Origin of the sequence: Pseudomonas mediterranea CFBP 5447 (assembly GCF_000774145.1) — a bacterium.
In the GTDB taxonomy this organism is placed as follows: domain Bacteria; phylum Pseudomonadota; class Gammaproteobacteria; order Pseudomonadales; family Pseudomonadaceae; genus Aquipseudomonas; species Aquipseudomonas mediterranea.
Genome location: NZ_KN322987.1, coordinates 35862 through 59355 on the forward strand (window position 1 = coordinate 35862; position 23494 = coordinate 59355).

The window sequence follows — 23494 nt, forward strand, 5'->3', positions numbered from 1 at the left end:
ATAAAAATTTACTGGCGTTGAAAGAAATGAGAAAAGCTTCTCATTTTTTCCCATGGATATGGACCTTTCATGCCTCGATCAAAACTGTTCGTCACGCTGTTTGCCGCGCTGCTGGGTGCCGCCGGGTTGTGGTACATGTGGATGCTGACCAGCGCCAAGCTGGAGTGGGGCGGTGCCAGTCCGGACCAGCAACAGCTCGGCACGGTGAAGGATACCCGGCTGCGGGCAATGACTCAGTATTGCACGGGCGTCGTCGTGACCGCGCAAGGTACCTGGCTGGTCGGACGCCTGGACGGTGATGCCAGCCAGTTGGACCCCGGTGCCGAGGTGGTGAACCTGGACACCGTGGTCTACGGCAAACCGAAAGCGCCGGAGCCGGAGGGGTTCTACGCCAATCTCATCGTCCGTGAAGAGGAAACCTCCTTCATTTCACGCCTGAATGCCCAGGGGCAGTTCGAGCTGGTGGCTCACGTCAGCGGCGCGGCTTGCCTGGTCGCCAGTCCGGACGGCGCCAGTGTATTCCTGCTGACCGGGCTTGACCGGCCTGAAGGTGCCGGTGGCGACGACATCAACCAGACCGTGGTCTTGCGCAGCGACGATCAAGGCAAGCGCTGGACCTGGTTGAGCAAAGGCTGGTTTGCCGGTGCCGACCAGTTGGCCTGGAGCCTGAAGCCATATTTTCACGGCGCCGATGAAGTCTGGGCCTGGGGTCGGCCGGCCACGGCGGATGACTTCAGCGGCGAGGCGCCGCCGGGCGCCGTTCCCACCGGGGTCTTCTACTCTGCCGACCGTGGCGTGAGCAGTACACCGGTCATGGCGTCCGAGTCGTTGCTGATGTCCGTCGAGTCAGTGCAGGAGAAACACCCCGACATCACTCAATGGCACACTGATCTGGGCGAGCAAGGGGACGTGCGAACCAATGTCCTGCAACTGGATGCCCAGCATGCCTTCCTCTGGGTGTCCCAGCGCTTTTGGGCCAGCAATCCCGATGGTGTCGGCAACAACCTCGCGTTCAACCTGACCACCCGTGCCCGTTTGCAGCGTGAAGCGGGGGAGTGGCGGGTAGTGGAGATGCAGCGTGAGGACAATCTGTTTGTCAGCAAGCTGATCCAGAACGACAGCGGACGGGTCATCGGACTGATCGACCAGGGCAACCGTGGCCGCGACGTCATCGCCGAGCTGGACACCAAGGCGCTGACCTGGCGCACCTTGAGCGAGCTGCCCAGCGCGTTTGCACCCCTGGCCTCGGAGAGCCGGGTGCGCGAGGAGAATTTCTGGGTCGGGCAAAACAGCCTGCTGATCAACACCTCCAGCAGCCACCAGCCGCCGCGCTGGCTCTACTGGTGGTCGGACGCGACCATTTCGGCCGACGGGGTGTTCTACTCCAACGACTGGGGCCAGTCCTGGAAGCGCCTGGACATTGATGGCTACCTGGGCATCGTCGGGTTTCAACCCGCTCAGGACCGGGTGATCTGGGGTAACGGCAATTGGTACGACAATCACGATGGCGGGCTTTATTCCTATGGGTTGCGCTGAATGATTGGCTGATCTGCGTTGTCTGTCTGGCGCCTCGCGAGCAGGCTCGCTCCCACAGTGGATATGCGGTGGATGCGGTATTAATGCCGGGCACCGGACCCTGTGGGAGCGAGCCTGCTCGCGATAACGGTGACACATTCAACAGGGATGCGGGCTGAACCGACGCCATCGCGAGCAGGCTCGCTCCCACAGTGGATTTGCGGTGGATGGGGTATTGATGCCGGGCGCCGGACTTGTGGGAGCGAGCCTGCTCGCGATAGCGGTGGCACATTCAGCAGGGATGCAGGCTGGACTGAAGCCATCGCGAGCAGGCTCGCTCCCACAGTGGATTTGCGGTGGATGCGGTATCGGTGCCTAGCGCCGGACCTGCGGGAGCCGGGCTTGCCCGCGATAGCGGTGGCACATTCAGCAGGGATGCAGGCTGGACTGAAGCCATCGCGAGCAGGCTCGCTCCCACAGTGGATTTTGCGGTGGATGGGGTACTGATGCAGGGCGCCGGACCTGTGGGAGCGAGCCTGCTCGCGATAGCGGTGGCAGGGGCAACATGGAGGCCGGCTGAGCTCGGGGGGCCGTCGTTAACGATTTACCGCTGTTCAGTGGGATGTCCCCTCGACGAATTCGATCTTGTTGCCGACGTTGTACTTGCCCGAAGGCTTGTTCATGGGCAGGCGCTTGATTTCCTGGAGAGTATTGCTGTCATACACGATCAGCGCGCCGTCGGTGTCCCAGATGCTCAGCAGCAGATGACGGCCGTCACGGGTGAACTCGACGTGGGCGGCGGTCTTGCCGGGCATGGGGCGCAGGGTGTGGGCGATTTCCAGGGTCTGTTTGTCGATCAGGTGAACGGCATCGTTGTCCTGGGCGAAAAATACATCGGTCCAGGCGTAGCGGGAATTGGCATGGCTGCGCAGGAAGAACCCCGGTCCCAGGGTCGGAATCTGCTTGATGACTTTCCAGGTATCGAGGTCGATCACCGACACCAATCCCTTGCTGATATTGGGCGTCGCGAACAGCCAGCGTCCGTCGCGTTTCCAATAGGTGCCCGAGCCCAAGTGAGGCATCCCCGGCAAGGCGATGTCGGTCACCACCCGACCGGAGTCCAGGTCGATCACCTGTCCGCCCTGGGCCTGGCGGGAGGTGGCGAGCAACTGGTGGTAATCGGGCGAGAAGGAAAAATCATCCAGTTGGTCCTGGACCTCGATGCGCCTTGGCGCGAAGTCCGGCTTCGGACCGGTGGACAGCTCCCAGACTTCCTTCACATCCTTCAAGGCGACGATGAAACTGTTGCGCGGCGGGGCGGTGTAGACCGCACTGACCCGCGAAGCCTGGCCATCGCGGCCCACCGTCTCGATGATCTTCACCAGCGACAGGTCCCGGGCATCCAGCACCGCGAGATTGCCGGGCAGGTAATTGCCCACCAGCACCCAGCGACCGTCCTTGCTCACCGCCAGGTTGCGAGTATTGAGCCCGGCGCGCACCTCGGCGATCAGCTTGAGGTTGTGCAGGTCATACAGGCTGATCCAGCCGTCCCGGGACGCCAGGTAGACGAAGCGCCCGTCAGGGGAAAACTTCGGCCCGCCGTGCACGGCAAAATGCGAGGCGAAGCGGGCCAGTACTTCGAAGCGGTCGCCATCGACGATGTCGACATGGTGATCGCCGGCTTCCACCACCACGAACAGGTTCAACGGGTCGGCGTTGTGCTGGGGCTTGTCGGGAAGAGTTGCGACATCCGCCAGCACGCGGTGGCTGTGGCGGATGTCCTCTTCGCTCCAGGTCGGCTCGACGGCGGGCGGACGCTGAAGGTAATGGGTCAGGCTGTCGATCCGCGCGGCCTCGAGCACCGCGCCGAACGCCGCCATCTGGCTGGCCGGGCGACCGTTCTCGATCACCTGGCGGATTTCGTCGGGTTTGATCCGGCTCAGGCTCTGGGGCAACAGCGCGGGTCCGGCGCCGCCGATGCGATTGACGCCATGGCATTGTTGGCAGTGCTGCTGGTAATCGCGCTCGGCCTGTTCCAGGTCCGGCACGCCGGTCACGCTGCCGTGGGCCGCGCCGATCCACAGCAATGGTGTCAGCCACCAGCACCTCATGGCGCCACCTTCGACAGTTGAGGCCGGGTGGGTAAGGGCAGCAGGCGCGCCGGATGATACAGCGGTTGCTGGGCGAACAGCCCGACCACCTGGCCGATCACCGTCAGGGTCGGCAAGCCTTCGGCGCAACGCCTTGCCAACTCCGGCAGTTGTGCGAGGGTGCCGCGCAGCACTTGCTGGTCGGGGCGGGTGCCGTTGCTGACCAGGGCCGCCGGGGTGTCGGCTGCCAGGCCGGCTTCCATCAACCGCGCGGCAATGGTACCCAGGTTCGACAGCCCCATGTAGAACACCAGGGTCTGGCTGGCCTCCGCCAGGCTTTGCCACGGCAGGTCCAGGTCGCCTTCGCGCTGCAAGTGGCCGGTGATGAAGCGACAGGAGTTGACCAGGTCGCGATGGGTCAGCGGGATGCCGGCGTAGGCGCTGCAACCGGACGCGGCGGTGATACCGGGCACCACCTGGCAATCGATGCCACGGGCCAGCAGGTATTCCAGCTCCTCGGCGCCACGGCCGAAAATGAACGGATCGCCACCCTTGAGCCGGACCACCCGTTGACCCTGGTCGGCGAGATCGGCGAGCAGTTCATTGATTTGCGGTTGGGGCAGGCTGTGGCAGCCAGCCGCCTTGCCGACATAATGCCGGGCGCACGGCAATGGGATCAGACTCAGCAATTGCGGGCTGATCAGGCGGTCGTAGACCACCGCATCAGCCTGCATCAGCAGGCTCCAGGCACGCAGCGTCAACAGGCCAGGGTCACCGGGGCCGGCGCCGACCAGAGCGACTTCGCCCGGTCTGAAGGGGGATTGCAACGCCGCGGGTAGAACGAGGGGGACGGGCATGGGGTTTCCTTGGTTCGGACTCAAGTTATCGGGTGCAAGGCATCGCCACACTGGGGATCGCATCCAGGCCAATTTCCTCGTCGCTGAGATGGCAGCCGGGGTCCTGGCCCCACAGGTCGCCATCGGCCCAGGCGCGGGTACGGGTGTTGCCGTTGCAGATCGCCAGCCAGCGACATTGTCCGCAGCGACCGCCGACGGCTCGCGGATGCTCGCGCAATTTCAGCAGCAGCGCGTCGGGGCGCTCCAGCCAGAGGATCTTGAACGGCGTCTGGCGGACATTGCCCACCGAGTGCTGCCACCAGTAGGTGTCGGGGTGGACCTCGCCGGTGTTGTCGATATTGGCGATACCGCTGCCCGACGCATTGCCGCCCCAGGCCCGCAGCATCCGCTCCAGTTCGGCAGAGTGCTGTGGCAGACGGCGGGCGATCCATTGCAGCAGCAGGATCGCATCGGCGTCATTATTGCCGCTGACGAAATCACTCTCGCGGCCCTGTTCGATGTCGCTCCAGGCCCGCTCGAAGATCATCGTCATGGCCTCGCGACTCATCTGTTGATGGGCGTCGAGTTTGCGGCTGCGTTTGCCCCGGCCGCTGTAGTTGAGGTGCGACAGATAGAACTTCTGCACGTCGTACTCATTCATCAGGTCCAGGAGCCGGGGCAGTTGGGCATGGTTCTGCTGGGTCAGGGTGGTGCGCAGTCCGACCCGGATCCCTTGCTCGCGGCAGAGCCGGATGGCGGCCATGGAGCGGGCGAAACTGCCCTTGAGCTGGCGGAAGGCATCGTGGGTGGCTTCCAGGCCATCGATGCTGATGCCGACGTAGTCGAAGTTCGCGGCGCGGATCTGCTCGATATTGCTCGGGTCGATCAGCGTGCCGTTGGTGGACAGGGCGAGGAAGAAGCCTTTGGCGCGGGCATGGGCGCTGAGCTGGAACAGATCGTCGCGCAACAGCGGTTCGCCGCCGGAGAGGATCAGTACGCGCACACCGGCGTCATGCAGGTCGTCGATGACCTTGAGCGCGGCGGCAGTGTCCAGCTCGTCGCGAAACACGCTGTCGGCCGAGGTGGCGTAGCAGTGCTTGCAGGTCAGATTGCAACGCCTGAGCAGGTTCCAGATCACCACCGGCGCCCGGCTGCTGCCCACGGGGGCGGTGCGTGGAGCGGGACACTGGCCGGCCAGGGCGCGCAGATAATGGCTGATCCTCAACATGATGCGCTCCTTCCGATACACGAGTGCTTGATCTATGGGCTCAGCACAAACCTGTGGGAGCAAAGCTTGCTCGCGATTGGGGCAAGTCAGTCGACCGCTATTGGCTGTTCCACCGCTATCGCGAGCAAGCTTTGCTCCTACAGGTTGTGGGTTAACTGCCTGGCATCAGGCGCAGGCCGGTTTTCTTCAGGATGCGGCTGCTCACCAGCATGTCGTCGGCGGCACAGGCATCTCCCAGCAGGTAGCGCAGATGGTCGCGGTAGCTGTCGATTTCCTCACGGCTGCGACCGTGGACCATGGCGAACAGGTTGTAGCGCCAGCCAGGCCTGCGCGGACGTCGGTAGCAGTGGCTGACGAAGGGCTGCGCACCCAGCAGCGAACCAAGTCGCGACATATCGGCGTCAGCGACGTCCCAGACGGTCATGCCGTTGTGGCGATAGCCCAGGCGGTAGTGGTTGGGCACGGCGGCGATGCGGCGGATGGCGCCTTCGGCCTGCAGGCGTTTGAGCAGGTCGAGGGTGGACTCCACGCTCAGTCCCAACTGTTCCGCGAGCCAGGCCCATGGGTCTTCCAGCAGCGGCAGGCCTTCCTGGGTCAGTTCGACCAGTCGCCGTGCCAGGGATGTTTCACTCAACGGCGGTGGTGCTTGCCGCGACGGTTCAGACGGGGAAATACAGGCCGACATGGTAAGTCTCCTCCTTGGGCAGGTTCAGCGGCACCAGGCCGGTCAGGCGCTCGATGCGCAGCAGGCTCTCGCGGATCGCCTGCTCGCTGGCGCAGGCCAGCACGAACCACATGTTCAAGTGGTGTTCGCGGCGATAGTTGTGAGCCACCTCGGGCATCGCCGCGAGCTGCTCGGCAACGGCTTCGAAACGGGCTTCGGGCACTGCCAGCGCCGCCAGGGTGAATGCGCCGCCCAGGCGCTCGACATCGAACATCGGGCCGAAGCGGGTGAGCACGCCGTCGTTGAGCAATTCGTGCAGCCGGTCGAGCAGTTCGGCGCTGCTGCTGTCCAGCTCAAGGGCCAATGCCTGCCAAGGCTGGCGCACCAACGGCAGGCCCAGCTGCAGGCGGTTGATCAGGCGTCGGTCGAGGTCATCCATCGATACGGACTCCTGCCGGAGCGGTGAAGCGTCCACCGCATTGCTTGAACAGCTGGGTGCTGAACAGCAGCTGGTGGGGCAGGTCGTCCAGCAAGTGCTCGGCGAGCAGTGCCTGGACCTGGGCCTCGACCCGGTCACGCTGGCGACCGTGGATCATGCAGAACAGGTTGTACTGCCACTGGGGCAGGCGCCGTGGCCGCTGGTAGCACAGGTTGATGCCCGAGGCCTTGCCGAGGCGGCGACCGACTTCATCCACCAGGGCGTCCGGCACATCCAGCACCAGCATGGCGTTGGCGGCAAAACCCAAGGCGCGGTGGTTGACCACCAGGCCGACCCGGCGAAACAGGCCTTGTTCTTGCCATTGCCGTATCTGCTCGAGCACCTGTCGTTCGTCGGCGTCGATCTGTTCGGCCAGGGCCTGGAAGGGGCGCGGCGTCAGCGGCAGGCCGCTCTCCAGGAGACGGCGTAGCGCCAGCGACTGCTGTTCGCTCAACGGTGTGTTCATGGGGTGGCCTCCAGGGCAAAGCCCAGGTTGATGCGGTAGGCGGTGAGCATGGGCAGGTCCAGCGGTGTCAGGCCGGTGTCGCTCTCCAGTTCTCGGAGAATGTTTTCCAGATGCGCGCGGTCGGGGCCGGTGAGGACGAACCACAGGTTGTAGCGATGCTCCCGGGCATAGTTGTGATTGACCTCCGGATACTGGCTGACGCGGGCAGCCACTTGCTGCAAGCGGTCCTCGGGCACGGCCAGGGCCGCCAGGGTGCTGGCACCGGCCCTGGAATGCTCGAACACCGGGCCGACCCGGTACAGGGTGCCGGCCACTTGCAGGTGTTGCAGGCAGTCAATGACTTGGGCTTCGCTGCAACCGAGGGCGTCGGCCATCGCCCTATAGGGTTCGGCGCACAACGGCATGCCATGCTGGAAACGGTCGATCAGGCGACGGGCCAGTGAATTCCCGGTCATGCTCAATACCCCGGTTTATGCGCGCGACTGCTGAAGAAAATGCCGCTGGGACTGAGAGCGGGCAGGATCGCGAGGCGTTCGAGTCGGTAAGGGTCCCAGACCTGTAGCTCGTTGCCGTCTCGAACCGACAGCCACACCTGGTCGCCGCGGGCGGTGAATTCCATGTGCAGCACCGCCGGTCCCGGCCGCAGATCGGCCACGATGGCATGGGTCTGGGTGTCGATGACCTGGACCCGGTCGTTGTCCGGATAAGCGAAGTTGACCCACAACTGCCGGGCGTCCGGTCGTGCCGTGACAAACACCGGCTGGCCGGCCACGGCGATGCTGTCGGTCTGCTGCCAGTCACGAGCATCCATCACCAGCACCTGGTGATGCCCGACGGCGGGGACGAAAGCCTGTCCGTCGGCCAGGGCCCAACCTTCCAGGTGAGGCATCTTGTACACCGGGAGCCGCGCCTGACCGCGTCCATAATGCCCCAGCACGCGTTTCACGCCGCGTTCCGGATGCCACAGGTCGAGCTGCGCCATGCCGTCCTCACCGAACAAGCCGGCCATGTAGTAGCGGCCCTCGGGCGTGATCAGCGCGTCATAGGGCTGCTGGCCGATGGCGGTGAAGCGCTCGATGCGTGGTACTTGGCCTTGGCTGAAATCGGCGGTCCAGATTTCGCCGGTGTCGAACAGACTGAACACGAAACGCTGTCCCGGTGCGTCCACCAGACCGACCACCCGTGAGCGCTTGCTGCCGTCCGGCAAGGGTGTGGACGGGATGTCGGCGACCTGTTCCAGGGTGCGGGCATCGAACACCTTGACGCCGCCGGGTTCGTAGTTGGAGACGGCAATCAGCTTGCCGTCCTGGCTGATCGCACCGCCGATGCTGTTGCCGCCCTGGAGAATCCGCCGCTCGATCCGCTGAGTCAGCAGGTCGACTTTGCTCAAACCGCCGTCACGACCGAACACGTAGGCATAACGCTGGTCGCGGGAGAACACCACTGACGCATGGGAGAGGTCGCCCAGCCCTTCGACCCGACCGAGCGCGGTGCGCCGCTCGCTTTCGATGATCTGCAGGCTGCCGCTGGCGCGCTCCACCACCACACCGAGGTCGCCGGTGCCGCGCAGCGGTGCCTGGGCGCAGGCCGACAGCAACAACACCGCGGCTGAAAATAACAGGAAGGAACGGATCATGGGGTGGGTTTTCCTTGCAGGAGCCGGTCCACCAGCCAGCGGATGTCGTCAGGTCCGAGCAGCGGCGCCCAGCCGGGCATGGCACTGCCGGGGCGGCCTTGGGTGACGGTGGCGATGAGGTTGTCGCGGGGTTTTCCGGCCAGGGCGGTCTGGGTCAGGGGGGGGCCGAGACCGCCGGTCAGATACAGGCCGTGGCAGGCGCCGCAGTCCTGGTCCAGCAGGTGTTGCAATTGGGCCTGGCGCTGGGGGCCGGGGGCGGCCAGCGCGCTGGCAGAAAAGGCCAGGAGCAGGGCCGTCATCCAGGTTGCAGCGCTGTGTCGTTCCATGACGTCCTCCTGAATTGAAAGGGTGCGAGCAACAACAATCATTTGTGGCGAGGGGATTGATCTGTGGCTAGGGGAATCTGTCTGTGACTAGTGGGTTATTTGTGGCGAGGGGATTTATCCCCGCTGGGCTGCGAAGCAGCCCCACCAAAAAGCGGCACTCATCAACCTGACACACCGCGACATCAGGTTTTGGGGGCTGCTTTGCAGCCCAGCGGGGATAAATCCCCTCGCCACAGGTCCAGTTGTCACAGATCCACTTGCTACAAATCCCTCGCTACAAAGTGTCTCTCGCAGGGTTATTTAAGGCTCAACACCCACGCCGCCAGAACCTTGGCTTCCTCTTCGGTCACCGGATTCGCCGGCATCGGCATCGGTCCCCAGTTGCCTTGCGTGCCTTCCTTGATGTGCTTGGCGAGCACTTCCTGGGCCCCGGGGACGCTGGCGTTTTTCGCCGCGACGTCCTTGAGGGCCGGGCCTACCACCTTGGTGTCGATGGCATGGCAAGCCGCGCAGGGTTTGCTCTTGAACAGTGTCGGGCCATCCTCGGCCAGCGCCGGTTGCAAGCTGGAGAGGGCGGTCAGGGCCAACGCGATCAGAATAGGCTTCATGGTTTTTCCTCTTATTGATGGAGCTCAATAGATGTCATGTTGGGTGTTGTAGACGTTGAATTTCCCGGTCGGAGTGATCAGGCGCTTGTCCTTGATCACGTCCTTGACCTTGAGGGTCTTGTCGTCGATCACCACCAGCGCCGACTCGTCCTCCTGTCCGCTCCAGACCGAAAACCAGACCTCGTCGCCGGCCTTGTTGTATTCCGGTTGCACCACCCGCAGGGCGCCTTTCTTGATGCCTGCGTACTCGGCAATCGGCAGCACGGTGTAGCCGGCGTCGAGCTTGTCGATGTCGAACACCGCCACCGACTGGCTGAGCTTGGCGTCGGGGCTCAAGGTGGTGTCGACATACAGGTGACGTGACTGGGGATGGGTCTTGATGAACAGCGAACCGCCGCCCTGGCCCTGCAGGGAGCCGACCTGTTTCCAGGCGTATTGCGGGTGCTTGACCGGGTCGGTCCCGATCATCGAAACCCCGGCATCCCCCAGGTGGCTGGTGGCCCAGACCGGCCCGTACAGCGGATGGTTGAAGTTGGCGCCGCGCCCCGGATGCGGGGTCTTGCCGACGTCCACCAGGGCGGTGAGCTTGCGTTCCTTGGAGTCGATCACCGCTACCTTGTTGGAGTTGTTGGCCGCCGTCATGAAGTAGCGGTGGCTGCTGTCCCAACCGCCGTCATGGAGGAACGGCGCGGCGTCGATGCTGGTGATGGTGAGGTTCTTGATGTCCTGGTAATTGACCAGCATCACCTTGCCGGTTTCCTTGACGTTGACGATGAACTCCGGCCACTCGTGGGAGGCGATGATGGCCGCCACACGTGGTTCGGGATGGTATTGCTGGGTGTCGACCGTCATGCCTCGGGTCGAGACGATCTGTTTCGGCTCCAGGGTTTCGCCGTCCATGATGGTGAACTGCGGCGGCCAGTAGGAGCCGGCGATGGTGTACTTGTCTTCGTAGCCCTTGAACTTGGAGGTTTCCACCGAGCGGGCCTCGATGCCCACCTTGATTTCCGCGACCTTGGTCGGCTCCTTCGGCCACAGGTCGATCATGTCGATCCTGGCATCCCGGCCGATCACCAGCAGGTAGCGCCCCGACGCCGAGATACGGGAAATGTGTACCGCATAGCCGGTGTCGATCAGCTTGACGATTTTCTTGGAGTCGCCATCGATCAAGGCAATCTTGCCGTCATCGCGCAGGGTGACGGAAAACAGGTTCTGCAGGTTGAGGCTGTTGAGCTGCCGGGTCGGCCGGTCCTCAGGCTTGACCAGCACTTTCCAGGTCTTGAGGGTTTCCGCCATGCCCCATTCCGGTGGCGTCGGCGGGGTGTGCTGGATGAACTTGGCCATCACCGTGATCTGGTCTTTGCTCAGCGCATTGGAGGTGCCCCAGTTCGGCATGCCGGCGGCCGAGCCGTAGGTGATCAGTGCTTCCAGGTAGGCCTGGCCACGTGCCTGGGTGATGTCCGGGGTCAGCGGCTTGCCGGTGGCGCCCTTGCGCAATACGCCGTGGCAGCCGGCGCAGCGCTGGAAGTAGATTTCCTTGGCCGCGTCGAAGTCGGCCTGGCTCAGGTCCGGCGCGCCTTCGGTCTTGACCATGCGCGGTTGCTCCGGGGCGGCGGGTTGGTCGGCGAAGGCGTGGGGTGCGGCCAGCGCCGTACACAGCGCCGTGACCCTCAGGACCCACGATTTTTTGTGGCTGATCAGCATTCCATTTCTCCTCAGGCATGACCCGCGCTGCGCTGTAATGGATGTTCGGCGCGCAGGTTCCGGGTGCACTGCAAGGCTATTCCCTGGCCCGTGATTACTCGCTTGACCTCGATCAAGTTTGCCCGCCGAGCGCCTTGCCAGGTTGTCGCAGGGCGCCGTAGCGTGAGCGGCAATCGTATTGTTCGAGCAGGACACGCCATGAACCCGAGTCAGATCTCTCCCCATCCGGACGAACCTTTCTATCAGCCCCAGGACAACGAACAGGCACTGTTCGAACAGGCCTGGCACCACGGCATGCCGGTGCTGATCAAGGGGCCGACGGGCTGCGGCAAGACCCGTTTCGTCCAGCACATGGCTCACCGCTTGAAGCTGCCGCTGTACACCGTGGCCTGTCACGATGACCTGAGCGCCGCCGACCTGGTGGGCCGCCACCTGATCGGTGCCCAGGGCACCTGGTGGCAGGATGGGCCATTGACCCGGGCAGTGCGCGAGGGCGGCATCTGTTACCTGGACGAGGTGGTCGAGGCGCGGCAAGACACGGCGGTCGTATTGCACCCGCTGGCCGACGATCGTCGGCAGCTGTACCTGGAACGCACCGGCGAAGTGCTCCAGGCACCTCGTTCCTTCATGCTGGTGGTGTCTTACAACCCCGGTTACCAGAACCTGCTCAAGGGCATGAAGCCCAGCACGCGCCAGCGTTTCGTGGCGATGCGTTTTGGCTATCCGGCTGTGGCGGATGAGGAGCGCATCGTCGCCCGCGAGGCGGGCGTGAACCTGGACCTGGCCGCCCAGGTGGTGCGCCTGGGCGAGGCCCTGCGCCGGCTCGATCAGCATGACCTGGAAGAAGTGGCTTCGACCCGGCTGCTGATTTTCGCCGCGCGCATGATCGGCGCCGGCATGAATCCGCGGCAAGCGTGCCTGGCGTGTCTGGCCGAGCCGTTGAGCGACGATCCGCAGACGGTCGCCGCCTTGATGGATGTGGTCGATGTCCACTTCGGCTGAAACCGCGGTCATGCCCCGGCGTCTGCCGGGGGATCTGGCGATGTGGTTCTTCATCCTCGCCGAGCTCTCGGTGTTCGCGTTGCTGATGCTGGCGTTTGTCGTCGCCCAGGCGTTGTATCCGCAAATCTTCAGCGAAGGCCGGCAGTTGCTGGATCGCTCCACGGGACTGGCGATGACCCTGAGCCTGTTGACCGCCGGGCTGTTCGCTGCGCTGGCCCTGGAGCAGGTCAGGCGGGATCGGCCGCGCCGGAGTGCTCTGCTGTTGTGCGTGGCGTTGCTGTTTGCATCAGGCTATGTGGGCATCAAGCTCAGCGAATATGCCCATCTCTCGGCCAGCGGCCTGGGCCTTGAGCACAACACCTTTTTCACCCTGTACTGGATCCTTACCGCGTTCCATTTCCTCCATGTGCTGCTGGGCATGGCGATTCTCGGTTGGCTGGCCGAGGGCTGTCGGCGACGGCGCTATGGCTCGCGACAGTGCAGTGGCCTGGAGTCCGGTGTGTTGTATTGGCACATGGTGGACCTGGTGTGGGTGCTGCTGTTTCCGCTGGTCTACATCCTGGATTGAGCGGAGGCGCTCATGCCGAATTCCCTTGTTCTGATTCTTTGCTGGACGGCCCTGGCCGTGTTGAGCGGCGGCACTGTCGCCCTGGGCCAGTTCGCCGGTTCCGGTGTCGTCTCCGTCGCACTGCTCAGCGTGGCGGTCACCAAGGCCTGGCTGATCGCCGACGGCTTCATGGAGCTGCGCCATGCGCCGCGATTGTGGCGGTGGTTGGTGTTGAGTTGGGCGATGGTGTTGGCGACCCTCATCGCAACGGTCCTGCTGTTCGCGCCTTGAACCTCAAACACAGCATTGTGGCGAGGGGATGAATCCCCGCTGGGCTGCGAAGCAGACCCAAAACTATCGATGCAATCTGCCTGGCACACCTCAGTGTTGGATCTAGGGGCCGCTTCGCAGCCCAGCGGGGATGAATCCCCTCGCCACAAAAGCTGTCCTGCCTGAGCTTTCGGGTACCGCTGGAACAACCCACCAAAACCATCGGAGATTCTTGATCGCCATCAAGCGGTTCCGGACCCCTCGCTTCCTAGAATGGACACGCCAAGCAATGAGGAAGTGACCATGTCAGATACCTTCACCAAAGGCATGGCCAGGAATATTTACTTCGGGGGAAGCGTGTTCTTTTTCCTGATATTCCTGGCCCTGACCTACCACACGGAACAGACCTTTCCGGCGCGCAGCAACCAGGCGCAATTGACCGAATCGGTGATACGCGGCAAGGGCGTCTGGGAGCGTAACAACTGCATCGGCTGCCACACGCTGCTGGGCGAGGGCGCGTACTTCGCGCCGGAGCTGGGCAACGTGGTCAACCGTCGTGGCGGCGAGGAAGCCTTCAAGCCGTTCCTGCAGGCCTGGATGAAAATGCAACCCCTGGGTGTACCCGGGCGCCGGGCCATGCCGCAGTTCCACCTGAGCGAGCAGGAGGTCGACGACATCGCCGAGTTCCTCAAGTGGAGTTCGAAGATCAATACCAATGGCTGGCCGCCAAACAAGGAGGGCTGAGAGATGAGCATGGCTAATCCGCATCTGAAATTCGCCTCGCAGGCCGTTGCCAAACCCTATTTCGTGTTTGCCCTGATGCTGTTCCTGGGGCAGGTGTTGTTCGGTTTGATCATGGGGCTGCAATACGTGATCGGCGACTTCCTGTTCCCGCTGATCCCCTTCAACGTGGCCCGCATGGTCCACACCAACCTGCTGATCGTCTGGCTGCTGTTCGGCTTCATGGGCGCGGCCTACTACCTGGTACCGGAGGAGGCCGATCGCGAGCTGCACAGTCCGATACTGGCGCGGGTGCTGTTCTGGGTGTTCGCCGTGGCCGGGGTGCTGACCATCCTGGGTTACCTGTCGGTGCCGTATGCCACCTTGGCCAGGATCACCGGCAATGACCTGCTGCCGACCATGGGACGCGAGTTCCTGGAGCAGCCGACCATCACCAAGATGGGCATCGTGGTGGTGTGCCTGGGCTTTCTCTACAACATCGGCATGACCCTGCTCAAAGGGCGCAAGACCACCGTCAGCATGGTGATGATGACCGGCCTGATCGGCCTGGCGGTGTTCTTCCTGTTCTCCTTCTACAACCCGGAAAACCTGGCCCGCGACAAATACTACTGGTGGTGGGTGGTGCACCTGTGGGTCGAAGGCGTCTGGGAGCTGATCATGGGCGCGATGCTGGCCTTCGTGCTGATCAAGGTCACCGGCGTGGACCGGGAGGTGGTGGAGAAATGGCTCTACGTGATCATCGCCATGGCCTTGATCACCGGGATCATCGGCACCGGCCACCACTTCTTCTGGATCGGCGCGCCGGAGGTCTGGTTGTGGGTGGGTTCGATCTTCTCGGCGATGGAGCCGCTGCCGTTCCTGGCGATGGTGATCTTCGCGTTCAGCATGGTGCGGAACCGTCGTCGGCAACACCCGAACCGCGCCGCCACCTTGTGGGCCAAGGGCACCACGGTCACCGCGTTCTTCGGCGCGGGGGTATGGGGCTTCCTGCACACCCTGGCACCGGTCAACTACTACACCCACGGTTCGCAGTTGACGGCAGCCCACGGTCACCTGGCGTTCTACGGGGCCTACGCGATGATCGTGATGACGTTGATCAGCTATGCCATGCCCCGTTTGCGCGGTATTGGCGAGGCGGCGGACGAACGCTCCCAGCGCCTGGAGATCTGGGGCTTCTGGCTGATGACTCTGTCGATGGTGATGATCACCTTGTTCCTCACCGCAGCCGGTGTTGTCCAGGTGTGGTTGCAACGCTGGGCGGCGGACGGCAGTGCCTTGCCGTTCATGGCCACCACCGACCACTTGCGTCCGCTGTTCTGGGCACGGCTGGTCAGCGGCGTTGGCTTCCTGTTGGGGTTGCTCTGCTACCTGCTCAGCTTCCGCCAGCGCGGCCGTGCGGCCCAGCGCGCTCCGGCGGTGGTGGTGCCGTCGTGAACATCATGTGTGACTGAGATGCTGTTGTGGCGAGGGAGCTTGCTCCCGCTTGGGTGCACAGCACCCACAAGAATGGATCGGTGCGCAGCGTCCACGAGAAATGGGGCTGCTGCGCAGCCCAGCGGGAGCAAGCTCCCTCGCCACTAGAGAGATTCTCATCACAGCGCATCGCCTGAAGAGGAGAACAACCATGGCATTCACCCTCGAACTGGAAGAGTGGGTCGGCAGTGTCTGGCATCGCTTCATCACCCGGCGGGCCAGTGCCGATTTTCCCGAGGCACGGGTCGAGCTGAGCGATCGGCAGCGATCCCTGCAAGTGCTGTTTCACGCCACCGGCGGCGCTCGTCACCAGGGGGTGGAGGCGGTCAGCGATCGCGATCTGCTGTTGCGCCGCAACCTGCTCCAGCAGATCGCCGGTACCTGCAAACAAACGCCACTGGCCTGGTGTGACGCGGACAACCTGCGGCTGCCGGCGAGCCTGGCGGCGTTTCCCGATGCCGCCTTGAACGAGGAGCTGTACCGCTGGCTGGCCTTGCTGGCCGCACAGTCGGGGCCGATGAAACACTGGGGGCGGGACAATCAGCGTTGGACCCAAGCCGTGTTGCGGCGCTACCCGGCGCTGCGTCCTCGTTATCGGCGGCTGGTGGAGGCACACCTGTCCCTGCGTCCCGATCCGGCGGCACTGAACCCGGACGAAGCCTTGCTTGAGCGTGCCCTGTGCCAGGCCTTGCGCGACCCCGGCAGTGTCGAGCATTTCCCTCGCAGCGAACGGGCGGCCTGGCCGTTACCGTTGTGGCTGTATCCACCCCGGCATCTGGGCAATCCCCAGGCCGGCAACCTTGAGGAATCCGAGCAATACCTGGCGACCCCACCGGGTGAGCAGCAGGGCGGACGCAAACGCGCCGAACGGATCGACGAAACCACCCGGGACGGCGGGCTGCTGATCGTTCGCCTGGAAAACCTGTTCAGTTGGACGGAACACGTGGACCTGGATCGCTGGTCGGATGACAGCGAGGATCCGGACGCGGCACGGGTCGCCGAGGACCTGGACCAGTTGACCCTGTCGCGCACCCGCTTGCGCAAGGGCGGCGGCTTGAAGCTGCATCTGGACCTGCCGCCGGCGGATGTGGATGACGTGCCGTTGGGCGAGGGCATCCGGCTGCCGGAATGGGACTATCGCAAGCAGCGCCTGCAGGATGATTTCGTCAGCCTGCAAACCTTCATCCCCCGGGATTGCCAGCCCCAGCCTCTACCGCCACGCCTGCGAGCACCGGCCCAGCGCTTGCGTCGCCAGTTCGAGCACCTGCGCAACGACCGGCAATGGCTGCGCCAGCAAACCCAGGGCTCGGAGCTGGACTTGCAGGCCTGGCTGGATTTCCATGTCGAGCGCCAGCACGGCCAATGCAGCGAGCGCGGCCTGTTCATCGAGCAGCGCCAGACCCGTCGTGACCTGGCCTGTCTGTTGCTGGCCGATTTGTCGATGTCCACCGACGCCCACCTCAACGACGAGCACCGGGTGATCGATGTGATCCGCGACAGTTTGCTGCTGTTCGGTGAAACCCTGTCGGTCCTGGGAGACGACTTTGCGTTGTACGGCTTCTCATCGTTGCGCCGCCATCATGTGCGCATGCATGAACTCAAGGCCTTCAACCAGCGCTACGACGACCACACCCGGGGCCGTATCCAGACGCTCAAGCCCGGTTACTACACGCGCATGGGGGCGGCGATCCGCCAGGCCACGCAACGGCTGGCGGGCTGCAAGCGGCGACGCAAGCTGCTGTTGCTGCTCAGCGATGGCAAGCCCAATGACCTGGACCTCTACGAAGGACGCTACGGCGTGGAAGACACTCGCCAGGCCGTGCTGGAAGCGAGGCGCCAGGGACTGACGCCGTTCTGCATCACCATCGATCGCGAAGCGGGGGACTACCTGCCGTACATGTTCGGCGCCAACGGCTACACCTTGATCCGCCAGCCCGAACAGCTGCCGCTGCGTCTGCCGCAGTTGTATCGGCAACTGACCCAGGATTAGAGCTGCGAGCTCCAAGCTCCAAGCTTCAGAGCATGTCGCGGGGTAACCAGAAGAACATGACGATGCAGAAAACCGTCAGCCCGACACAGAACCAGGTGAAGCGTCGCAACCGGCGCTCCATGGCCATTGCAGTGCTTTCCGGCAGGGGCATGCCGCACTGGCGACACTCGGGTTCATCCGCCGGGTTGGCCTGTTGGCAGTACAAGCAAGTGGCCTGGGCGCTCATTCGAACTGCTCCAGGCGCAGGCGGTCGAGAATGGCGATCTGGCGGCCGTCCTGGGTGATGATCTTTTCGTCGATCAGGCGACGGATGATCCGCGAAAAGGTTTCCGGCTGGATGGACAAGTGGCCGGCAATCAACTGCTTGGCCATCGGCAGTTCGAACTGGCTGTCCACGGTCTGCAGGCGAACCAGTTGCGTCAGCAGGTAGCGCACCACGCGGTGGGTGGCGTTTTTCAGCGACAGGGTTTCGATCTCGTTGACCCGCTGGTGCAGGCGCACGCAGAGCTTGCCGAGCAGGGCAAAGGTCAGCCGGCTGTTGCTTTGCAAGAGCCGCATGTAAGTGGCGTTGGAGAGGCGATACAACTGGGTCGGGCAGACGGCATCGGCGGACGCGACGTAGTTGGGCGTGTCCATCAGCATCATGGCTTCGGCGAACGTCTGGCGCTCGCCAATCACTTCGAACACCTTCTCCTGGCCATCCGGGGTCAGGCGATAGATTTTCACGGCTCCGGCAATCACGAAGTAAAACGCCTGCGCCGGTTCCCCCTGGCGAAACAGCGGGTCGCCCTTGTCGATGTTCAGCAGTTGGCTGGAACTCATCAGTTCGTCGAGCTGTTCGTCATTGAGCGGTTCGAACAGATGATGACTGCGCAGAATCTGGTGATGGACGCGGTGGAGCACCATGGCGTGGATCCTTGTGGTAAGCGAAAAAATCGGTCGGGGTCAGACGAGGTTCAGCGAAAGGCTGCTGGCCAGCGCCACGACGCAGGAGAGCAGGAGGAACCAGACGAGCGGGAGGGCGACATGTTTCATGGGGAGGTCTCGGCAAAAAGGGTATGCCGAGCCTGAGCAAGAGCCGGGCCATGCTTGCGGACCTTGTGTTTCGGCGGTTTCCGTTGACCAGGGTCAAAACTACCTCGGCGTAACGGGGTAAAAATAACCACGAAACGGTCATAAATACCCTGGTCTCCTGTGGGAGCGAGCCTGCTCGCGATAGCGGCCTGGCAGTTGGCGTCGAGTTGGCTCTGTGTGGCGATAGCGCTCGTCCGTCGCTCCCACAGGGGTACAGAGTTGTTCTTTGAAGCATGGGCGCGCGCTTCGTGCGGTTTCGGCAAGCCCCTTGCAAGTCCCGCTTCGAAGCGGACCGCCGGGGGGCTTGCTTGATCTGAGACAAGCCCCGTCGGCGCCGATAGCCGATCATTCGGATCTGAATGTCGACCCTCGTCCCGGGACCATTCCCGGGAGGGTTAAGGAGTGAAGTATGCAAGTGCTTGACCGTCGCAAGGCCATGGCCATCCTGCCGTTATGGCGCCTGGCGTTCCGGCCGTTTTTCCTCGCCGGCTGCGTGCTTGCGTTGTGTGTCGTGCCGCTGTGGCTGGCAGTGTTCAGCGGGCGACTGTCGGCCTGGCAACCGGCGGGAGGCTGGTTGGCCTGGCACCGTCATGAGCTGTTGTTCGGCTTCGGCCTGGCGATCATCGCCGGGTTCCTGCTGACGGCGGTGCAGACCTGGACGGGGACGCCGGGGCTCAGCGGCAAGCGCCTGGCGGCATTGGCGCTGCTGTGGCTGGGGGCGCGGCTGGCCTGGTTGGTCGATGCACCCTGGCCGTTGCTGGCGGTACTGGAAGTGGGTTTCGCCCTGGCGGTGGCCGCGTTGATGGGCATCACGCTGTGGCGCGTGCGGCAGAAGCGCAATTACCCGATCGTGCTGGTGTTGCTGCTGTTGGCCGCGGCCGACGGGTTGTCGGTGTATGGACTGGTTCAACAGGATGACGGCGTGCAGCGGCAAAGCGTGCTCACCGGCTTGTGGCTGGTGGCGGCGATGATGGGGCTGATCGGCGGACGGGTGATTCCGTTCTTCACCCAGCGCGGACTGGGGCGCGTCGAGGGCGTTGCGCCCTGGCCATGGCTGGATCGTTTGCTGTTGGGCGGCTCGGCCCTGGTGGCGCTGCTCTATGCCGGCGGTGTGGCGTTGTCGGCCAATGTCTGGACCGGCCTGTTGTTTGCCGTCCTGGCGACGGGGCATGGGGTTCGCTTGATCCGTTGGCATGATCGGGACTTGTGGCGGGTGCCGCTGCTGTGGTCGTTGCACCTGGCCTACGCCTGGCTGGCGCTGGCTTGCCTGGGCATGGCCCTGTGGCACTTAGGCGCGCCGCTGAACCCGAGCCTGGCGGTGCACTGCCTGACCATCGGCGCCATGGCCGGGCTGATCCTGGCAATGATCGCCCGCGTCAGCCTCGGCCATACCGGGCGTCCCCTGGAGCCGCCACTGGGCATGACCCTGGCGTTCATCCTGCTCAATCTGGCCTGCCTGAGCCGGGTGCTGCTGGTGCTGGTATTCCCGTTGGGCGCGTTGTGGCTGGCGGGGTTGTGCTGGACGCTGGCGTTCGGGCTCTATGCCTGGCGCTATGGGCCAATGCTCTGCCGGGCTCGGGTGGACGGGCATCCGGGATGAGCCGAATGGACGGAGACGATCGATGATGTATGGGGTCTTGCTGGTCACGCATCTGTTGGCGGCCATTGCTTTCATCGGCACGCTGTTCTTCGAGGTCTGCATCTGGCATAGCGCCCGCCGGCCACTGGCCCAAGGCGCCCGGGATGCCGCCGACCAGGCCATCGCCCAGCGTTCGCGCCGGGTGCTGCATGGTGTGGTGCTGTTGTTGTACGGCGCCGGTATCGGCCTGGCCTGGCAGCATCGCGGGGCATTGAGCCAGCCGCTGGCCAGCAGCTTCGGCCTGCTGTTGAGCCTGAAGATCCTGCTGGCCCTGAGCATCATCGGGCACTACCTGCTGCTGGCCTACTGGCTCAAGCGCGGCCGCCTGAGCCCGGCCAGGGCGTGCTGGCTGCGGCGCAGCATCCTCGGGCATATGCTGGTGATCGTTGTGTTGGCGAAGGGGATGTTCTACTGGCAGTTCTGAATAAGCGCAGGCGCCGCGCATCCTTTGTGGGAGCGAGCCTGCTCGCGATAGCGGTGGGTCAGTTGAATCAGTGCTGACTGACCCTCCGCTATCGCGAGCAGGCTCGCTCCCACAGGGAATGGTGGTTAGTGGTTGGAGGGGCTCATCGCCTTGACGAACAACACGTTGTTCTCCAGGTGGATGTGCTGCATCAGGTCGTCACGCAGTTCCACCAGGCCGCGATACAGGGCGCGCCAGGTATTGCAGGCGTCGGCGGGCGGAGTGATCTGGTCGGTCAGGGCGAGCATGGTTTCCAGGGCCTCGCCGTGCTGGTCGTGTTCGTAGCGCAGCACCTGGATCGGCGCCGAGGCCCGTTCGCCAAGACCTTGTTGCAGCATCGGGAACAGCACCTGTTCTTCCTTGAGCATGTGGCCTTCGAGTTCCTGATACAGATCCTGGAGGTGATCGGCCAGACCGTTCGGGCAACTGGGGCGGGCGCCATGCACCTGCTCGACGCGACGGGCCAGGCGGATCAGTTCCGGCAACTGTTCACGGTGGCGGGCGTGGTAGCGTTCCAGGATGTGGGCGATCAGCAGGGCCTGGGGTTCATCGCGCCAGTCGTGGCCGAGTTCCCCGGCGGCTTGCAGCGTCTTGAGGGCGTCGGCGATCAGCAGCGGGTTCAGGCCCTTGCTCAGCGCGGCTTCACGCAGGGTCTTTTGCCCGCCGCAACAGAAGTCGAGGCTGTAATGATGGAAGGTACGGGTGGCACCGGGAATGTCGCAGGCCAATTGGCCCAGGCTTTGTTCCAGCAGTTCGAGGCTCATCATGTTTCCTTGGGTTGAATCCCGGTAGGGACAGATGATTCGGCATTGCAGCCGGCATGCCATTTTCAACTGATTGATATTAAACGTATTTATTCCAGGGGCGGGTGATTATGACCCGAACTGGAAAGGGTCAAACCAACCCTGGAGGGTCATCACTACCATGCTGCGTGAAAGCCTGGCCGCCGACCTGATCGTCGAGCTGCCCAATGCCGTGCGGTTGCAGCGCCTGGTGCAGACCTTGCGCGAATATTTCAACAGTGGCGCCGTGGGGTTGCTGCGCCTCGACGATGACAGCCTCAGGCCTGTGGCGACCGTCGGCCTGGTCCACGAGGCGCTGGGCCGTCGTTTCGTGATCGCCCAGCACCCACGCCTCGCGGCGATCATGGCTTCGCGCGAGCCCACCTGGTTCGAGCCCGACAGCCGATTGCCGGACCCTTATGACGGCTTGCTCGATCATCACGTCGGCGAGCCACTGCCGGTGCACGACTGCATGGGCGTGAGCCTGTACGTGGAAGGGCGCCTCTGGGGAGCTATCACCCTGGATGCGTTGCACGCCGGTACCTTCGACAGCCGTGCCCGCGAGGAGCTCAAGCGCTGTACCCTGCAGATCGAGGCGGCGGTGCGGGTGACCCGGCTGGAGCAGGAGAACCGCAGCCTGCGGGCGTCGCGCAGCGACTCGCCGGACCTGCACCTGCCCGTCGAAGAGGGCGAGATCCTCGGTCGCAGCGAGGGCTTGCAGCAGTTGCTCAACGAACTGGACGTCCTGGCCGATTCCGAATTGCCGGTTCTGTTGTTGGGGGAAACCGGCGTTGGCAAGGAGCTGTTCGCCCGGCGCTTGCACAGGCTGTCCCGGCGCGGCCACAAGCCGCTGATCCAGGTCAATTGCGCGGCGTTGCCGGAATCCCTGGCGGAAAGCGAGTTGTTCGGTCATGTCAAAGGCGCGTTTTCCGGCGCGACCACCGACCGCGCCGGGCGTTTCGATGCGGCCAATGGCGGCACGCTGTTTCTCGACGAGGTCGGCGAGTTGCCGCTGAGCGTGCAGGCCAAGTTGCTGCGCACGCTGCAAAACGGCGAGATCCAGCGCTTGGGCGCGGACAAACCGCTGCACGTCGATGTGCGGATCATTGCCGCCACCAACCGGCACCTGCCCGACAGCATTCGCGACGGGCTGTTTCGCGCCGACCTGTATCACCGCCTCTCGGTCTATCCGGTGCCGATCCCACCACTGCGCGAGCGCGGCCACGACGTGCTGATGTTGGCGGGGCATTTCCTCGAACTGAACCGCACACGACTGGGCCTGCGTGGTTTGCGCTTGTCTCCTGCCGCCGAGCAGGCGCTGCTGGCGTACAGCTGGCCGGGCAATGTGCGGGAGCTGGAGCATGTGATCAGCCGCGCGGCACTCAAGCAACTCAGCCGAGGCGCGAGTCGCAGCTTGATCATGACCTTGGAACCTCAGGTGCTGGACCTTGATGTCAATGCCGGTGCCTCCGGTGCACGAGCGCTGGTCGAACAGCCCGAGGCGTTGATCGATGCACCGCTGCAGCCCTTGAGCGAAACCGTCGATGCGTGCCAGCGCCAGGCGATTCTCCAGGCCCTGGACCGTTGCGGACAGAACTGGGCCGGCGCGGCGCGGCTGTTGGAGGTCGATCCGAGCAACCTGCATAAGCTGGCGCGGCGGTTGGGGCTCAAGTAGAGCCAGCGAGACCGAGTCGCTGCCATCGCGAGCAGGCTCGCTCCCACAGGGATTGTGGGCGCCATGGATCCAGTGTGGGGCACCCTGCATAAGCTGGCGCGACGGTTGGGGCTCAAGTAGAGCCAGGGGGACCGCGTCGCGGCTATCGCGAGCAGGCTCGCTCCCACAGGTCCTGCGCAAATCCTGTGGGAGCGAGCCTGCTCGCGATGGCGTCGGCAAGATCATCACAGGAACCCGCATTGACGACGATCAAGGCCGGCCCCCTACATAGCACCCACACTGGGCAA

The 23494-nt window shown here is 63.9% G+C and carries 24 protein-coding genes; 10 read left to right on the top strand and 14 right to left on the bottom strand.

What is annotated here, in order from left to right:
- Positions 1–69 precede the first annotated feature (69 nt).
- Positions 70–1536 (top strand): hypothetical protein, encoded by a 1467-nt coding sequence (locus tag N005_RS20350; RefSeq protein WP_047702829.1) that lies wholly within the window; start codon positions 70–72, stop codon positions 1534–1536.
- 593 nt (positions 1537–2129) lie between these two features.
- Here N005_RS20350 and N005_RS20355 read toward each other — a convergent pair.
- From N005_RS20355 to N005_RS20405, 11 genes are all read right to left on the bottom strand, one after another.
- A complete protein-coding gene (locus N005_RS20355; RefSeq protein ID WP_047702830.1) occupies positions 2130–3626 on the bottom strand; it encodes a nitrite reductase in 1497 nt (498 codons plus the stop codon).
- The gene (gene cobA, locus N005_RS20360) at positions 3623–4462 is read right to left on the bottom strand and encodes a uroporphyrinogen-III C-methyltransferase (protein WP_047702831.1); all 840 of its coding nucleotides are present in this window, start codon (positions 4460–4462) and stop codon (positions 3623–3625) included. The genes N005_RS20355 and cobA overlap by 4 nt, the downstream gene beginning before the upstream one ends.
- 25 nt (positions 4463–4487) lie before the next feature.
- On the bottom strand, positions 4488–5669 hold the full coding sequence (nirJ, locus tag N005_RS20365; RefSeq protein WP_047702832.1) for a heme d1 biosynthesis radical SAM protein NirJ: 1182 nt from the start codon (positions 5667–5669) through the stop codon (positions 4488–4490).
- 151 nt (positions 5670–5820) lie between these two features.
- Positions 5821–6354: a siroheme decarboxylase subunit beta gene (ahbB, locus tag N005_RS20370; RefSeq protein ID WP_052126419.1), complete on the bottom strand. Its 534-nt coding sequence runs from the start codon at positions 6352–6354 to the stop codon at positions 5821–5823.
- Positions 6329–6772, bottom strand: a complete 444-nt coding sequence (locus N005_RS20375) for an Lrp/AsnC family transcriptional regulator (protein WP_047702833.1) — start codon at positions 6770–6772, stop codon at positions 6329–6331. The genes ahbB (N005_RS20370) and N005_RS20375 overlap by 26 nt, the downstream gene beginning before the upstream one ends.
- Positions 6765–7277 (bottom strand): siroheme decarboxylase subunit beta, encoded by a 513-nt coding sequence (gene ahbB / locus N005_RS20380; RefSeq protein WP_047702834.1) that lies wholly within the window; start codon positions 7275–7277, stop codon positions 6765–6767. Before ahbB (N005_RS20380) ends, N005_RS20375 begins: the two co-directional genes overlap by 8 nt.
- Positions 7274–7732, bottom strand: a complete 459-nt coding sequence (locus N005_RS20385) for an Lrp/AsnC family transcriptional regulator (RefSeq protein WP_047702835.1) — start codon at positions 7730–7732, stop codon at positions 7274–7276. The genes ahbB (N005_RS20380) and N005_RS20385 overlap by 4 nt, the downstream gene beginning before the upstream one ends.
- 2 nt (positions 7733–7734) lie before the next feature.
- A complete protein-coding gene (locus tag N005_RS20390) occupies positions 7735–8913 on the bottom strand; it encodes a cytochrome D1 domain-containing protein (RefSeq protein ID WP_047702836.1) in 1179 nt (392 codons plus the stop codon).
- On the bottom strand, positions 8910–9239 hold the full coding sequence (locus N005_RS20395) for a c-type cytochrome (protein WP_047702837.1): 330 nt from the start codon (positions 9237–9239) through the stop codon (positions 8910–8912). The genes N005_RS20390 and N005_RS20395 overlap by 4 nt, the downstream gene beginning before the upstream one ends.
- A 296-nt stretch (positions 9240–9535) precedes the next feature.
- Positions 9536–9847 (bottom strand): c-type cytochrome, encoded by a 312-nt coding sequence (locus N005_RS20400; RefSeq protein ID WP_047702838.1) that lies wholly within the window; start codon positions 9845–9847, stop codon positions 9536–9538.
- A 24-nt stretch (positions 9848–9871) separates the two neighbouring features.
- Positions 9872–11551, bottom strand: a complete 1680-nt coding sequence (locus N005_RS20405) for a cytochrome D1 domain-containing protein (protein ID WP_047702839.1) — start codon at positions 11549–11551, stop codon at positions 9872–9874.
- 198 nt (positions 11552–11749) lie between these two features.
- On the opposite strand from N005_RS20405, the gene N005_RS20410 reads away from it, so the two are divergent.
- The 6 genes from N005_RS20410 (at position 11750) to N005_RS20435 (ending at position 17574) form a co-directional block, all read left to right on the top strand.
- A complete protein-coding gene (locus N005_RS20410; RefSeq protein ID WP_047702840.1) occupies positions 11750–12553 on the top strand; it encodes a CbbQ/NirQ/NorQ/GpvN family protein in 804 nt (267 codons plus the stop codon).
- Positions 12537–13121 carry a cytochrome c oxidase subunit 3 family protein gene (locus tag N005_RS20415; RefSeq protein ID WP_047702841.1) on the top strand — a complete coding sequence of 195 codons (585 nt, stop codon included), beginning with the start codon at positions 12537–12539 and terminating at the stop codon, positions 13119–13121. The genes N005_RS20410 and N005_RS20415 overlap by 17 nt, the downstream gene beginning before the upstream one ends.
- Positions 13122–13133: 12 nt before the next feature.
- Entirely contained in the window at positions 13134–13391 is a 258-nt protein-coding gene (locus tag N005_RS20420) for a cytochrome C oxidase subunit IV family protein (protein WP_047702842.1), read from the top strand.
- Between the two features lie 282 nt (positions 13392–13673).
- A complete protein-coding gene (locus N005_RS20425; protein WP_047702843.1) occupies positions 13674–14114 on the top strand; it encodes a c-type cytochrome in 441 nt (146 codons plus the stop codon).
- Positions 14115–14117: 3 nt separating this feature from the next.
- Positions 14118–15545, top strand: coding sequence for a cbb3-type cytochrome c oxidase subunit I (locus N005_RS20430; RefSeq protein ID WP_047702844.1), 1428 nt, complete (start codon positions 14118–14120; stop codon positions 15543–15545).
- A gap of 190 nt (positions 15546–15735) precedes the next feature.
- The gene (locus N005_RS20435) at positions 15736–17574 is read left to right on the top strand and encodes a nitric oxide reductase activation protein NorD (RefSeq protein WP_047702845.1); all 1839 of its coding nucleotides are present in this window, start codon (positions 15736–15738) and stop codon (positions 17572–17574) included.
- A 25-nt stretch (positions 17575–17599) separates the two neighbouring features.
- Here the strand turns inward: N005_RS20435 and N005_RS20440 are convergent, their stop codons facing one another.
- Both N005_RS20440 and N005_RS20445 read right to left on the bottom strand, forming a co-directional pair.
- Positions 17600–17800, bottom strand: a complete 201-nt coding sequence (locus N005_RS20440; protein WP_047702846.1) for a hypothetical protein — start codon at positions 17798–17800, stop codon at positions 17600–17602.
- Positions 17797–18480 (bottom strand): Crp/Fnr family transcriptional regulator, encoded by a 684-nt coding sequence (locus tag N005_RS20445; protein WP_047702847.1) that lies wholly within the window; start codon positions 18478–18480, stop codon positions 17797–17799. Before N005_RS20445 ends, N005_RS20440 begins: the two co-directional genes overlap by 4 nt.
- A gap of 577 nt (positions 18481–19057) precedes the next feature.
- Between N005_RS20445 and N005_RS20455 the strand changes: the two genes are divergently transcribed.
- Both N005_RS20455 and N005_RS20460 read left to right on the top strand, forming a co-directional pair.
- Positions 19058–20248, top strand: a complete 1191-nt coding sequence (locus N005_RS20455) for an NnrS family protein (RefSeq protein ID WP_047702849.1) — start codon at positions 19058–19060, stop codon at positions 20246–20248.
- Between the two features lie 22 nt (positions 20249–20270).
- Complete coding sequence (locus N005_RS20460; RefSeq protein ID WP_047702850.1) at positions 20271–20711, top strand: membrane protein; 441 nt, start codon at positions 20271–20273, stop codon at positions 20709–20711.
- Between the two features lie 125 nt (positions 20712–20836).
- Here N005_RS20460 and ytfE read toward each other — a convergent pair whose 3' ends face one another.
- Positions 20837–21514: an iron-sulfur cluster repair protein YtfE gene (gene ytfE, locus N005_RS20465; RefSeq protein WP_047702851.1), complete on the bottom strand. Its 678-nt coding sequence runs from the start codon at positions 21512–21514 to the stop codon at positions 20837–20839.
- 160 nt (positions 21515–21674) lie between these two features.
- Here ytfE and norR point away from each other — a divergent pair, with 160 nt between their 5' ends.
- Positions 21675–23207 carry a nitric oxide reductase transcriptional regulator NorR gene (gene norR, locus N005_RS20470; protein WP_047702852.1) on the top strand — a complete coding sequence of 511 codons (1533 nt, stop codon included), beginning with the start codon at positions 21675–21677 and terminating at the stop codon, positions 23205–23207.
- Positions 23208–23494: the final 287 nt, after the last annotated feature.